This is a genomic window from Novosphingobium sp. (assembly GCF_041905565.1).
Taxonomy (GTDB): Bacteria; Pseudomonadota; Alphaproteobacteria; order Sphingomonadales; family Sphingomonadaceae; genus Novosphingobium.
Genome location: NZ_JAYRKX010000010.1, coordinates 1 through 12,953 on the forward strand (window position 1 = coordinate 1; position 12,953 = coordinate 12,953).

Annotated in this window: 10 protein-coding genes; 1 reads left to right on the forward strand and 9 read right to left on the reverse strand. The window is 66.7% G+C overall.

Annotated elements, in window-relative coordinates:
• Positions 1 to 117: 117 nt before the first annotated feature.
• The 8 genes from ACE3N9_RS09480 to ACE3N9_RS09515 all read right to left on the reverse strand — a co-directional run bounded on the left by ACE3N9_RS09480 (position 118) and on the right by ACE3N9_RS09515 (position 6,819).
• Positions 118 to 1,125 (reverse strand): fumarylacetoacetate hydrolase family protein, encoded by a 1,008-nt coding sequence (locus ACE3N9_RS09480; protein ID WP_374283201.1) that lies wholly within the window; start codon positions 1,123 to 1,125, stop codon positions 118 to 120.
• The gene (locus ACE3N9_RS09485; protein ID WP_374283203.1) at positions 1,122 to 1,601 is read right to left on the reverse strand and encodes a MarR family winged helix-turn-helix transcriptional regulator; all 480 of its coding nucleotides are present in this window, start codon (positions 1,599 to 1,601) and stop codon (positions 1,122 to 1,124) included. The genes ACE3N9_RS09480 and ACE3N9_RS09485 overlap by 4 nt, the downstream gene beginning before the upstream one ends.
• A 60-nt stretch (positions 1,602 to 1,661) precedes the next feature.
• Positions 1,662 to 2,294, reverse strand: a complete 633-nt coding sequence (maiA, locus tag ACE3N9_RS09490; RefSeq protein WP_374283205.1) for a maleylacetoacetate isomerase — start codon at positions 2,292 to 2,294, stop codon at positions 1,662 to 1,664.
• On the reverse strand, positions 2,291 to 3,160 hold the full coding sequence (mtnP, locus tag ACE3N9_RS09495; protein ID WP_374283207.1) for an S-methyl-5'-thioadenosine phosphorylase: 870 nt from the start codon (positions 3,158 to 3,160) through the stop codon (positions 2,291 to 2,293). The genes maiA and mtnP overlap by 4 nt, the downstream gene beginning before the upstream one ends.
• Positions 3,157 to 3,795, reverse strand: coding sequence for a TetR family transcriptional regulator (locus ACE3N9_RS09500; protein WP_374283209.1), 639 nt, complete (start codon positions 3,793 to 3,795; stop codon positions 3,157 to 3,159). Before ACE3N9_RS09500 ends, mtnP begins: the two co-directional genes overlap by 4 nt.
• Positions 3,792 to 4,661 carry a crotonase/enoyl-CoA hydratase family protein gene (locus tag ACE3N9_RS09505; protein WP_374283211.1) on the reverse strand — a complete coding sequence of 290 codons (870 nt, stop codon included), beginning with the start codon at positions 4,659 to 4,661 and terminating at the stop codon, positions 3,792 to 3,794. Before ACE3N9_RS09505 ends, ACE3N9_RS09500 begins: the two co-directional genes overlap by 4 nt.
• Before the next feature lie 170 nt (positions 4,662 to 4,831).
• A complete protein-coding gene (locus tag ACE3N9_RS09510; protein ID WP_374283213.1) occupies positions 4,832 to 5,614 on the reverse strand; it encodes an SDR family NAD(P)-dependent oxidoreductase in 783 nt (260 codons plus the stop codon).
• Positions 5,615 to 5,646: 32 nt separating this feature from the next.
• Positions 5,647 to 6,819 (reverse strand): acetyl-CoA C-acetyltransferase, encoded by a 1,173-nt coding sequence (locus ACE3N9_RS09515; protein ID WP_374283214.1) that lies wholly within the window; start codon positions 6,817 to 6,819, stop codon positions 5,647 to 5,649.
• Positions 6,820 to 7,104: 285 nt separating this feature from the next.
• Between ACE3N9_RS09515 and ACE3N9_RS09520 the strand changes: the two genes are divergently transcribed.
• Positions 7,105 to 10,233 (forward strand): TonB-dependent receptor domain-containing protein, encoded by a 3,129-nt coding sequence (locus ACE3N9_RS09520; RefSeq protein ID WP_374283216.1) that lies wholly within the window; start codon positions 7,105 to 7,107, stop codon positions 10,231 to 10,233.
• An 82-nt stretch (positions 10,234 to 10,315) separates the two neighbouring features.
• Here ACE3N9_RS09520 and clpB read toward each other — a convergent pair whose 3' ends face one another.
• Positions 10,316 to 12,898 (reverse strand): ATP-dependent chaperone ClpB, encoded by a 2,583-nt coding sequence (gene clpB / locus ACE3N9_RS09525; RefSeq protein ID WP_374283218.1) that lies wholly within the window; start codon positions 12,896 to 12,898, stop codon positions 10,316 to 10,318.
• Between the last annotated feature and the right edge of the window lie 55 nt (positions 12,899 to 12,953).

A 12,953-nucleotide genomic window follows, 5' to 3' on the forward strand; every position in this document is an offset into this window, starting at 1 on the left:
CCCGCTCCCCCGGCCCAACCACCCGTTTAAGGTACCCTGTGGGTGGTTGGGCCGGGGGAGCGGGCCGGTGTTGCAAAGCCCTTTGCGGATGCAAAGGGCGCACCCGACAAGGACTCCCTAGCCCGGCACCACTTCCCCCTCGATCGCGCCGAAGATGCTGTGGCCCTTGGCATCGCGCATCTCGATCCGCACCACGTCGCCGTGGCGCAGGAACGGGGTGCTCGGCGCGCCGGTGGCGATGGTTTCGACCATGCGCTGTTCGGCAATGCACGAATAGCCGCGCCCGCCCGCGCTGCATGGGCGGCCGGGCGAACCATCGGGATCGCGGTTCGACACCGTGCCCGAGCCGATGATCGACCCCGCCCCGATCCGCCGCGTCTTCGCCAGGTGGGCGATCAGTGTGCCGAAATCGAAAGTGCATTCCTCGCCCGCCTCGGCCCGGCCAAAGGCCTGGCCGTTGAGGTCCACCGCCAGCACGTGGCTCAGCCGCCCGCCCTGCCAGGCCGCGCCCAGCTCGTCCGGGGTGACGAACACGGGCGAGAAATGCGTCGCCGGCTTGGACTGGACGAAGCCGAAGCCCTTGGCCAGTTCGCCGGGGATCAGGTTGCGCAGGGACACGTCATTGACCAGCCCGACCAGCCGGACGTGATCGAGTGCGGCGACCGGATCGATCCCCTGCGGGACATCGCCGGTGACCACGCAGATCTCGGCCTCCATGTCGCAGCCCCAGGCCTCGTCCGCCAGGGTGATCGGCGCGCGCGCACCGCGCAGGTCGTCGCTGCCGCCCTGGTACATCAGCGGATCGTGCCAGAAGCTGTCCGGCAGCTCGCTCCCCCGCGCCTTGCGCACCAGTTCGACGTGATTGACGTAGGCCGAGCCATCGGCCCACTGATAGGCGCGCGGCAGCGGCGCCAGCGCGGCGCGTTCGTGGAACCGCTCGCGCGGGATCGCGCCGTGTTCCAGTTCGGTCGCCAGCGCGCGCAGCGCCGGTTCGTGCCGGTCCCAGTCATCCAGCGCGGCCTGCAAGGTCGGCACCAGGTGCCCCGCGTCCGCATACCAGGCCAGGTCCGCCGAGACGACCACCAGCCGCCCGTCGCGGCCACCCGAAAGCGAGGCAAGTTTCATGCTTGGTCATCCCTGTCTGCGGCACCCGCGCTTTCCAGCACGCGCACCTGTTCGTTGATCCGGGCCAACGTGGCCTTGAAGTCCTTGCGTTCCTGCGCGGAGAAGACGGCGAACAGGCGCTGTTCGATGTCCAGCGCCAGCGGCATGATTTCGCCATGCATCTGCCGCCCGGCCGAAGTCAGCTCCAGATGGTGCGAGCGCCCATCGCGCGCGTTGGGGCTGCGCTGGACGAGGCCGCGCTCCTCCAGCGCCTTGCACGCACGGTTGACCGCAACCTTGTCCATCCGCGTCGAACTGACCAGCCGGCGCTGCGTGAGCGCCCCGGCATCGCCCAGCACGGCCATGACCCGCCATTCCGGGATCTTGAGGCCGAAACGCGCGTGGTATTGCTGCGCCAGGATGTCGCTGACCGCATTGGTCGTGACGCTCATCAGGTAGGGCAGGAAATCCGAAAGGCGGGATTTTGCGGCTGGCATGGCTAACTGGTTCCTGTTGCAACCAGTTTGCTAGGACCGATCCGGCACCAGCGCAAGCGCTTACGCGGGCTTCACCGTTTCGGGCGCGGCAGCGGCAAAGGCGGGCAACTCGCGCAGCGCCGCATCGATCCGCACCAGCCGCGGAAAGGGATCGAGCGGCAGGCCAAAGCGCCGCGCATTATAGACCTGCGGGACCAGGCACAGATCGGAAATATCAGGCGCGGCGCCGCCCAGCATGCCCTGCGCCGGGGCCTGCGCCTCCAGCGTCGCAAACCCGGCAGCGATCCAGCGGTGGATCCAGGCGGTGACCTGCGGCTCGCTTGCCGCGAAATCGCCGCGCAGGGCCTTGAGCACCCGCAGGTTGGCGATCGGGTGAATATCGGCGGCGATCACCAGCGCGCGGGCCATCGCCAGGGCGCGGGCGGCGGGATCGGCGGGGATCAGGCGCGGCTCGGGCCAGCGCGCGTCGATATAGTCGATGATCGCCAGGCTCTGCGTCAGCAGCACCCCGTCCACTGCCAGCGCGGGCACCAGCCCCTGCGGATTGACCGCGCGGTAGGCAGCCCCGGCCTGCTCCCCGGCGGCCAGGTCGATCGGGCGGCTTTCCCAGTCCACCCCCTTCAGCGCCAGCGCGATCCGCACCCGGTAGGCCGCGCTGCTGCGCCAGTAATCGTACAGGACCGGCCGGTTCATCCCAGCACGCGCCCGGCCACCGCGTGCAGCCGGGCAATCAGGGCCCGGTCACGCGCTGCGGGCGCGGTCATCACCGCGTGGTCCAGCGCCGTGTCGATCGGGCTGGCACTGCGCCGCGCCGGCAGGCTGGCGGCAAAGCGCCGGACGACCTGGTTGGCCAGCGCGACATTGCGGTGCATCACCGCCAGCACTTCGGCGGCATCGACCGCCTCGGCTTCCTCGCGCCAGCTATCATAGTCGGTGACCATGCCAAGCAGGGCATAGGGCAGCTCCGCCTCGCGCGCGAGGCGGGCTTCGGGCATGGCGGTCATCCCGATCACGTGGGCGCCCCACTGGCGGTACAGCCGGCTTTCGGCGCGGGTTGAAAACTGCGGCCCTTCCATCGCCAGATAGGTCCCGCCGCGGTGGACCGTGGCCCCTTCCCCCGCCGCCGCATCGGCCAGCGCGGCGGACAGGCGCGGGCAGACCGGATCGGCCAGGCTGACATGGGCGACGAGGCCGGGACCGAAGAAGCTGTTCTCGCGGCTGGTGGTGCGGTCGATGAACTGGTCGACCGCCACGAAATGCCCCGGCCGGCGCGCTTCGTCCAGTGAACCGACGGCGGAGAGCGCGATCACATCGGTCACCCCGCAGCGCTTCAGCACGTCGATGTTGGCGCGGTAATTGACCAGGTGCGGCGGAATGCGGTGCCCGGGGCCGTGGCGCGGCAGGAAGGTGAACCGCACGCCGGACAGCCGCCCGGTGGTAACGGGGGCCGACGGTTCGCCAAACGGGCTGGAAACCGCGATGTCCTGCGCTTCGTCCAGCCCGATGCCCGCTGCCAGGCCCGAACCGCCGATCACGCCGATATGAAAGGTGTCGCTCATTTGTGAGCGAGGATACCCGCCATGATGAAGTCGATGCAATGGGCGCGATAGGCATCGCGCAGGTCTTCGGTCAGCGAATCGGTATCGAAGCAGTGCTTCAGCACCAGCCGGGTCGAAAAGAACCGGTCCGCCGCGCCGGTGGCCGTGAAATAGAACAGCTGCGGATCGACGTTGCGGAACACGCCCTGCGCAACCCCGTCCTTGATCAGCTTGTCATAGGCCCGGCTGAGCGGCGCGAGATAGGTGTCCGCGATCCGCTTGGCCTCATCGGGGTCGCTTTCGCGCACCAGCCGCATCAGCAGGCGGTTGAGGTAGGGGGTCTGGTAATAGCAATCGACCATGGCCCCGATGTGCCGGCGCAGCCGGGTTTCGGGGCTCATGTCCTTGGCCATCAGCGCGTCGACCGAATGGACGATGTCGATCATGTCGCGATCGAGCAGCGCGCGCATCAGGCCGGCCTTGTTGCCGAAGTAATACTTGACCAGTGCCGAGTTCAGCCCCGAGCGCAGTGACAGTTCCGACAGCGAAATGTCGACAATGTCGCCTTCGCGCATGATGTCCGACGCGGTCTGCAACAGCAGTTCGCGCGCGCCCGGGGGCGCATCACTGGCTCCTTGCGGCGCGGCCTGGGTCATTCGTAGGTCGGCTCCTCCCACCACGGGTAGAAGTCTGGCATATCGGCAGAAACCTTGCCCGGGAAGGCGGGCGGGCGCTTCTCGAGGAAGCTTTGCACACCTTCCTTGGCATCGACGCCCTTCGACAGGCGATAGATCGCGCGGCTGTCCACCTTGTGCGCATCCATCGGGTGCGCGCCCGAAGGCACGCGCCACAGCATCGCGCGGGTCATCGAGACCGACACGGCCGAAGTGTTGTCGGCAATTTCGCGGGCCAGGCCACGCGCGGCGTCGATCAGCTGCCCCTGGGGGTGGATCGAACGGACGAGGCCGCCGCGCTGCGCTTCCTCGGCGTCGAAGATGCGGCCGGTCATGCACCATTCCATCGCCTGCGAAACACCGACCAGGCGCGGCAGGAACCAGCTGGAGCAGGCTTCCGGCACGATCCCGCGCCGGGCAAAGACGAAGCCGTAGCGCGCGTTTTCGCTGGCCAGGCGGATGTCCATCGGCAGCTGCATGGTCACGCCCACGCCAACGGCAACGCCGTTGCAGGCCGAAATCAGCGGCTTCTTCGAATTGAACAGGCGCAGCGTGGTCAGCCCGCCGCCATCGCGCACGCGCGGATCGGACAGGCTGTCGACCGCTTCGCCGCTGGCAAAAACCGCGCGGCCATCTTCCGGGGTGAGGTCGGCCCCGGCGCAGAAGGCGCGTTCGCCCGCGCCGGTGAAGATCACCGCCCGCACGCTGTCATCGGCGTCGGTGCGGTCCATCGCATCGATGATCTCGTTCATCATCGTGCCGGTGAAGGCATTGAGCTTGTCCGGACGGTTCAGCGTCAGCGTGGCGATGCCTTCGCTGATGTGCAGATCGATCTGCGAATAACCCATTGCCTTCTCCCTTGTTCGTTATTGAAAAGTTTGTGCCGGATTCCGGCTCAGGGGGGAGCGAGAATGGTGGCTTTCGAGAACCGGCGCGCAGCGACCTTGCGGGTCGTGAGCACCGGAAGCGCAGAAAGCTGCCATTCGCAGCCCGCCCTGGGCCGGAAGGCGGCGCAAACTTAGCGCGGCGCCATGCGGATACCGCCGTCGAGGCGCACGTCCTCGCCGTTGAAGTAGCCGTTCTCGATCATGCACATGGCGAGGTTGGCGTATTCTTCCGGCTGGCCCAGGCGCTTGGGGTTGAGCACGGTCGCGCCCAGCGCATCGCGCACGTTCTGCGGCGCACCGGCCAGCAGCGGGGTATCGAAGATGCCCGGCAGGATGGTGTTGACGCGGATGCCTTCGCTGGCGAGGTCGCGGGCGATCGGCAGGGTCATGCCGACCACGCCGCCCTTCGAGGCCGAATAGGCGGCCTGGCCCATCTGGCCGTCTTCCGCCGCAACCGACGCGGTGTTGACGATCGCGCCGCGGCCGCCACCTTCCTGCGGTTCCAGCGTCAGCATGCCGGCCGCCGACTTGGCGATGCAGCGGAAAGTGCCGACCAGGTTGATCTGGACGATCCAGTTGAACGCATCGAGCGGGAAGTGCTTGATGCTGCCGTCTTCCTTGCTGCGGCTGGCGGTCTTGATCGCGTTGCCGGTGCCGGCGCAGTTGACCAGGATGCGTTCCTGGCCGTGGGCTTCGCGGGCCTTGGCGAAAGCGGCGTCGACGCTTTCATCCGAGGTCACGTTGCATTCGCAGAACACGCCGCCGATTTCGGCCGCGACCGCTTTGCCCTTTTCTTCCTGCAGGTCGAAAATCGCGACCTTGACGCCCTTGGCGGCCAGCGCGCGGGCGGTAGCGGCACCAAGGCCCGAGGCGCCGCCGGTGACGACGGCGGCAACAGTGTTGTCGAGCTTCATTTCAAATACTCCGGTTCAGAATCTGGGGTTGTTCAGACCATTTCCACGATGGTCACGTTGGCGACGCCGCCGCCTTCGCACATCGTCTGCAGGCCGTACTTGCCGCCGCGCGCCTTGAGCGCGTGGAGCAGCGTGGACATCAGCTTGGTACCCGAGGCGCCCAGCGGGTGGCCCAGCGCGATCGCGCCGCCATTGACGTTGAGCTTTTCCGGGTCCGCGCCGGTGTGCTTGAGCCAGGCCATCGGCACCGAAGCGAAGGCTTCGTTGACTTCGTAGAGGTCGATGTCGCCGATCTTCAGGCCGGCCTTGGCCAGCGCCTTGTCGGTCGCGAACAGCGGTTCTTCGAGCATGATGATCGGATCGCCGGCGGTCACCGTCAGGGTGTGGACGCGGGCCAGCGGGGTGAGGTTGTAGCGCTTGAGCGCGGCTTCCGAGACGATCAGCGCGGCCGAGGAACCGTCGCAGATCTGGCTCGAGGTCGCGGCGGTCAGCGCGCCGCCTTCCTGCAGCAGCTTGACCCCGGCGATGCTTTCCAGCGTGGCGTCCCAGCGGATACCTTCGTCCACGGTGTGCTGCGCCGGGCCTTCCGGAGTCTCGATGTCGATCGGCACGATTTCAGCGTTGAAAGCCCCGGCCTTGGTCGCGGCAATCGCGCGTTCGTGGCTGGTCAGGGCGAAACGGTCGAGATCGTCCTTGGTGAAGCCGTGCTTCTTGACGATCATTTCCGCGCCCATGAACTGCGACCACATCACGCCCGGATACTTGGCTTCCAGCCCCGGCGACTTGTAGTTGCCCAGGCCTTCCTTCATGTGGAACATCGCGCTGGAACCCATCGGCACGCGGGTCATGCTTTCGACGCCGGCAGCGATCACCACGTCCTGCACGCCGCTCATCACGGCCTGCGCGGCGAACTGGACCGCCTGCTGCGAGGAACCGCACTGGCGGTCGATCGTCACCGCCGGGGTGCTCTGCGGCAGGAGCTTGCTAGCCAGGACCGAGTTGCGGCCGACCTGCCCGGCCTGCTGCCCGGCCTGGGTGACGCAGCCCATGATCACGTCTTCGACCGCACTCGGGTCGATCCCGGTGCGGGCAACCAGCGCGTCAAGCGTGGCGGCGGCAAGGTCAACCGGGTGAACCCCGGCAAGGCGGCCGTTGCGGCGCCCGCCGGCGGTGCGAAATGCATCAACGATATAGGCTGTCGCCATGATCCGACTCCCATTGGCAAGGTGTGATTTAATCGATCGATTAAGGACTGGCCGCAAGGAGGTCAAGCGCTGGCGTCACGCTGGGCGCGGCGATGTTGTAAGATGACCACATTGCGGCCCGAAGTTGCGCCCGGGCGCAAGTCTCAATTGCGCCTTTATGAACGTTTGTTCAGGATGCGCGCCATCCGGTCTTCCCGGCATGATGGTCCTCCGGAACCAAACCAAGTGACCGGACATGGGTTAGCCCCCGGCGTCCTGCCGGGGAATTGATCAAGGGGCAAACAGATGAACTTCATCCGCAAGTCGGCGCTCAACAGCGCGACCTGTCTGAATGGGGCGGCGCTGGCGATCGCGCTGCTCGCACTGGGCCAGGCGGCCCCCGCCATGGCGCAGGACAAGGATCCTGCCCCGCAGCCCGCCGCCTGCGAGGATGCCGACAAGAACGGCACCTGCGACAGTGAGGAAACCGACGTGATCGTGGTCACCGGTTCGCGCATCAAGCTGCCGAACCTGACCAATCCCGAACCCACCGTGTCGCTTTCCGCGCAGTATCTCGAAGACCGCGGGATCACCAACGTGGCCGACGCGCTGAACGAAGTGCCCGGCTATCGCGGTGCGGTCACCCCGAACGGCGCCCAGGGCTCGTTCGGCCAGGGGGTGAACTTCATCAACTCGTTCGGCATGGGCTCGAACCGCACGCTGACCCTGCTCAACGGGCGCCGCGTGGTCACCTCGAACGTCTCGTCGGTGTTCAACAACGCCTCGTTCGGCACGCAGGTTGACCTTAACGTCATCCCGACCATCCTGATCGACCGCACCGACCGCGTCAGCATCGGCGGCGCGCCGGTCTATGGTTCGGACGCGATCGCCGGCACGGTCAACATCGTGCTCAAGCGCAAGTACGAAGGGCTGCGCCTGCTCGCCACCACCGGCCTGACCGGCGAAGGCGACAACTTCCGCTACAACATCCAGGGTGCCGGCGGCTTCAACTTTGCCGATGGCCGCGCCAACCTGACCGCGGCGGTGGGCTATGAAAAGGTCGCCGGGATGCTGTTCAGCGCCCGCGACTATTACAACCTAAACCTGGGCAACCTGACCAACCCGACCAGCGCGCAGGCCGCCAGCTTCGGCCCGGCCGGGCGCACCCCGGCCAACGACGGCCGGATCAATCCCGGCATCGGCTTCAACGACACCACCACCGACGGCTTCCCCGGCTCGGTGCTGGTGCGCGGCGTGACCATCCCCTCGCTGACGCGCGGCGGGCTGATCACCACCGGCAGCCAGGCCTACAGCCTGATGTTCGATCCCAATGGCAACCTGGTGCCCTTCAACCGGGGCGTGCTGTATGGCGGGGCCATCACCAGTTCGGCGGCGCGCGCCTCGGGCGGTGACGGCTTTACCTTCAACGACTACAGCCAGATCACCAGCGACATCGAGCGTATCAACGCCAACCTGTTCTTCAACTTCGAGCTGACCGACAAGATCCGCCTGTTCGCCGAAGGCATGTACTTCCGCGGCCAGGGCAACGAGCTGGTCCAGCAGCCGACCTTCAATTCGACGCTGTTCGCCGGCGTGTCGGGGCCGCTGACCTTCCGCACCGACAACCCGTTCCTGTCCAGCCAGGCGCGCAGCACCCTGGCGGCCAATGGTTACACCACCACCTTCCGCCTCAGCCGTTCGAACGTCGACCTGGCCGACCTGACCGGCTATTCGAAGAACGAGCTGAAGCGCGGCGTGATCGGTGTGGACGGCGATTTCGACATGGGCGGCCGCACCTTCAACTTCGAAGTCAGCACCACCTATGGCCGCAACGACTTCACCGACTTTGGCCAGAACATCGACCAGCAGAAGTTCGTCAACGCGATCAACGTCGCGCTGGTCGGCGGGCAGATCACCTGCACCACCACCCCGACCGTGACCGGCACCCCGACCGCGCCGGTGGCCGACGCGGGCTGCGTGCCGCTGAACCTGTTCGGCGAAGGCGCGCCCAGCGCCGCCGCGCTGAAGTACATCCTGGCCGATGTTACCGCCAAGAGCCGGATGGAACAGTGGGTGGTCAACGCCAACCTGGGCGGATCGCCGTTCGACCTGTTCGGCAACCCGGTTGGCTTCAACGTGGGCTACGAACACCGCCTCGAAAAGTCGCAGTTCACGCCCGACGCGTTCCAGCAGGCGGGCCTGGGCCGTTCGGTGGCGATCGCGCCGACCGGCGGGCAGTACAACCTGGACGAAGTGTTCGGCGAAGTGCTGGTGCCGATCATCACCCCGCAGAACGAGTTCATCTTCAGCAAGCTGAACGCCTTCGGCCGGATCCGCTATGTCGACAACACGGTCAACGGCGGCTTCACGTCGTGGGCGGCCGGCGGTGCTTTCGCCCCGATTGCGGACGTGGAATTCCGCGGCAACTTCACCCGCTCGTTCCGCGCGCCCGCGATTACCGAGCTGTTCGCCCCGCGCACCAACACCTTCGTGACCGTACCCGACCTGTGTTCAACCGCGAACATCAACGCAGGGCCGGTGCCGACGGTGCGCAGCGCCAACTGCGCGGCGTTCCTGGCCAAGTACCCGACCGCCACCCCGCTGGCCGCCTCGCTGGCGACCGTGCCGGGCCTGTCGGGCGGCAACCCGAACCTGGCCAACGAAAAGGCCGACAGCTTCACCTATGGCGTGATTCTGCGGCCCCGGTTCATCCCGGGGCTGAGCGTGGCGGTCGATTACCTGAGCATCAAGCTGACCGATCCGATCAGCTCGCTGACCGCCACCAACATCGCCCAGGGCTGCTTCGACAACACCGACTTCAACACCGCCGATCCGGCCAACGGCAACCAGTTCTGCTCGTTCATCCGCCGCGATCCCTCCGGCCAGGTGGTGGTCGATGCGCTGAACCCGGGGGTGGTGACCGGCTTCGTCAACGGCAAGCAGATCCGCTTCAGCGGCGTGCAGGCCGTGGTCGACTATGAAACCAGCCTCGACAAGCTGGGGATCAAGGGCACGCTGGACCTGGGCCTGGACCTGTTCCACGTCCGCAATCGCCTGACCGACATCACCGGCGTTGCGCCCAGCCCCAACCATGGGACCGTGGGCGATCCGGCATGGCAGGGCCAGCTGCGCCTGCGCTATTCGAACAAGCGCTGGGGCTTCAGCACCAACATCAACTATGTTGGCCAGCAGCTGATTTCGCGCACCAATCGCGGGCCCAGCCCGAACGACACGCGCGAGTTCGATCACTACGATCCCTACACCACGGTCGATGCCTCGGTGTTCTTCAAGGTCGAAGGCGGCTACCGCCTGACCCTGTCGGCCACCAATGTGTTCAACCGGATCGGCCAGAAGTATTATGGCTACTACATCCCGGGGGCGATCAACGATCCTTTCGGCCGCCGCTTCTCGCTGAGCGTGTCGAAGACCTTCTGAGCATTCCGCCCGGACAGGCACAAAAAGGGGCGGCGTGGCACTGGCCACGCCGCCCCTTTTTGTGCCCGCGCGGGCCGCCGGATCAGGCCACGGCGATCTTCAACTCGCCGTCGCCTTCGTCGATCCGCACGGTGCTGCCATCGGGGATGCTCCCGCCCAGCAGCTGTTCGGCCAGCGGATCCTGGACATAGCGCTGCACCGCCCGCTTCAAGGGCCGCGCGCCATAGATCGGATCGTAGCCGACCCGGCCCAGCCAGCGCTTGGCCGCATCGGTCAGGTCCAGCACGATCTTGCGGTCCTTGAGCAGCTTCTGCACCCGGCCGACCTGGATGTCGACGATCGGGGCCATGTGCTCAACGCCCAGGCGGTGGAACAGGATGATCTCGTCCAGCCGGTTGAGGAATTCGGGGCGGAAATGCGCCCGGACCACTTCCATCACCTGCGGCTCGACGCTTTCCACGTTCTGCCCTTCCTCCAGGTTCGCCAGGTACTGGCTGCCCAGGTTGCTGGTCAGGATGATCAGCGTGTTGGTGAAGTCCACCACGCGGCCCTGCCCGTCGGTCAGGCGGCCATCGTCGAGCACTTGCAGCAGCACGTTGAACACGTCCGGGTGCGCCTTCTCGACCTCGTCGAACAGCACGACCTGGTAGGGCCGGCGCCGCACCGCTTCGGTCAGCACCCCGCCCTCGTCGTACCCGACATAGCCCGGAGGGGCGCCGATCAGGCGGCTGACCGCGTGCTTTTCCATGAATTCCGACATGTCGATGCGGACCATCGCGTTGTCGTCATCGAACAGGAAACCCGCCAGCGCCTTGGTCAGCTCGGTCTTGCCGACGCCCGTGGGGCCGAGGAACAGGAAGCTGCCGAGCGGGCGGTTCGGGTCCTGCAAGCCGGCGCGGGCACGCCGCACCGCCTTCGACACCGCGACCACCGCGTCCTGCTGGCCGATCACGCGTTGGCCGATCACCTGCTCCATCTTGAGCAGCTTCTCACGCTCGCCTTCCAGCATCCGGTCAACCGGGACCCCGGTCCAGCGGCTGACCACGGCGGCGATGTCGTCGGCGGTCACTTCTTCGCGCAGCAGCATGTTGGAAGTGTCCGCGCCCTGCGCTTCGGCCAGCTGCTTTTCCAGCTCCGGAATGCGGCCGTAGGACAGCTCGCCCGCCTTGGCGAGATCGCCCTGGCGCTGGGCCTGTTCCAGTTCCACGCGCGCCGCGTCGAGCGCTTCCTTGATCTTGCCTTCGGCGGCGATCTTGTCGCGTTCGCCCTGCCAGCGGGTGGTCAGCGCGGCGCTCTGTTCCTCAAGGTTGGCCAGCTCTTCCTTCAGCGCGGCCAGGCGGTCCTTGCTCGCCTGATCGGTCTCCTTGGCCAGGGCCAGTTCCTCGATCTTGAGCTGGATGATCCGCCGGTCGAGCACCTCGATTTCCTCGGGCTTGCTCTCCACTTCCATGCGGATGCGGCTGGCGGCCTCGTCCATCAGGTCGATCGCCTTGTCGGGCAGGAAGCGGTCGGCGATGTAGCGGTTGGACAGGGTCGCCGCCGCGACGATCGCGTTATCGGCAATCCGCACGCCGTGGTGCAGCTCGTACTTTTCCTTGAGGCCGCGCAGGATCGAGATCGTGTCCTCGACCGTCGGTTCGCCCACGAACACCGGCTGGAACCGCCGCTGCAACGCGGGGTCCTTTTCGACGTACTTCTGGTATTCATCCAGCGTGGTCGCGCCGATGCAGTGCAGCTCGCCGCGCGCCAGCGCGGGCTTGAGCAGGTTGCCGGCGTCCATCGCCCCTTCCGACTTGCCCGCCCCGATCAGGGTGTGCATCTCGTCGATGAACAGGATGATCTCGCCCTCGGCGCCCTTGACCTCGTCGAGCACGGCCTTGAGCCGTTCCTCGAACTCGCCGCGATACTTCGCGCCCGCGATCAGGCTGCCCATGTCGAGCGACATCAGGCGCCGGTCGCGCAGGCTGTCGGGCACGTCGCCATTGGCGATGCGCAGCGCGAGCCCTTCCGCAATCGCGGTCTTGCCCACGCCCGGTTCGCCGATCAGCGCCGGGTTGTTCTTGGTCCGGCGGGCCAGGATCTGCACGGTGCGGCGGATTTCCTCGTCGCGGCCGATCACCGGGTCCAGCTTGCCATCGCGCGCGGCCTGCGTCAGGTCGCGGGCATACTTCTTCATCGCGTCATAGGCGTTTTCGGCGCTGGCATTGTCGGCGGTGCGCCCGCCGGTCAGCTCCTGGATCGCCTTTTCCAGCGCCTTCACATCAACGCCCGCCGCCTTCAGCGCCTGGCCCGCGGCATTGGTGGTGCCCATGGCCAGCGCCTGGAGCATCCGCTGGACCGAAACATAGCTGTCCCCCGCCTTGGCGGCGAGCTGTTCGGCCTGATCCAGCACGCGGACGGAATCGCTTTCCAGCCCCGGCGTCTGCTGCGCGCCCCCGCCGGTCACGGCCGCGATCTTGGCCAGCGCCTTGTCGACCTCGGCCTGCGCCGTGCCGACATTGCCGCCCGCGCGGCTGATCAGCCCGGCGGCCATGCCTTCGTTGTCTTCCAGCAATGCCTTGAGGATATGTTCCGGCGTGATCCGCTGGTGGTTCAGGCGGATCGCCACGGTCTGCGCGCTCTGCAGGAAACCCTTGGCGCGGTCGGTGAATTTTTCGAGGTTCATAGGTGTATCAGCCTCCTGTTACACCCAGAGGTAGTGTTGCCCATCGGCAACACAA

Excerpts from the sequence above, each read along its gene's own strand:
- ACE3N9_RS09480 (WP_374283201.1), bottom strand. The coding sequence starts at position 1,125 with ATGAAACTTGCCTCGCTTTCGGGTGGCCGCGACGGGCGGCTGGTGGTC.
- ACE3N9_RS09505 (WP_374283211.1), bottom strand. The coding sequence starts at position 4,661 with ATGGGTTATTCGCAGATCGATCTGCACATCAGCGAAGGCATCGCCACG.
- ACE3N9_RS09520 (WP_374283216.1), top strand. The coding sequence starts at position 7,105 with ATGAACTTCATCCGCAAGTCGGCGCTCAACAGCGCGACCTGTCTGAAT.
- clpB (WP_374283218.1), bottom strand. The coding sequence starts at position 12,898 with ATGAACCTCGAAAAATTCACCGACCGCGCCAAGGGTTTCCTGCAGAGC.
- maiA (WP_374283205.1), bottom strand. The coding sequence starts at position 2,294 with ATGAACCGGCCGGTCCTGTACGATTACTGGCGCAGCAGCGCGGCCTAC.
- ACE3N9_RS09515 (WP_374283214.1), bottom strand. The coding sequence starts at position 6,819 with ATGGCGACAGCCTATATCGTTGATGCATTTCGCACCGCCGGCGGGCGC.
- ACE3N9_RS09500 (WP_374283209.1), bottom strand. The coding sequence starts at position 3,795 with ATGACCCAGGCCGCGCCGCAAGGAGCCAGTGATGCGCCCCCGGGCGCG.
- ACE3N9_RS09485 (WP_374283203.1), bottom strand. The coding sequence starts at position 1,601 with ATGCCAGCCGCAAAATCCCGCCTTTCGGATTTCCTGCCCTACCTGATG.
- ACE3N9_RS09510 (WP_374283213.1), bottom strand. The coding sequence starts at position 5,614 with ATGAAGCTCGACAACACTGTTGCCGCCGTCGTCACCGGCGGCGCCTCG.
- mtnP (WP_374283207.1), bottom strand. The coding sequence starts at position 3,160 with ATGAGCGACACCTTTCATATCGGCGTGATCGGCGGTTCGGGCCTGGCA.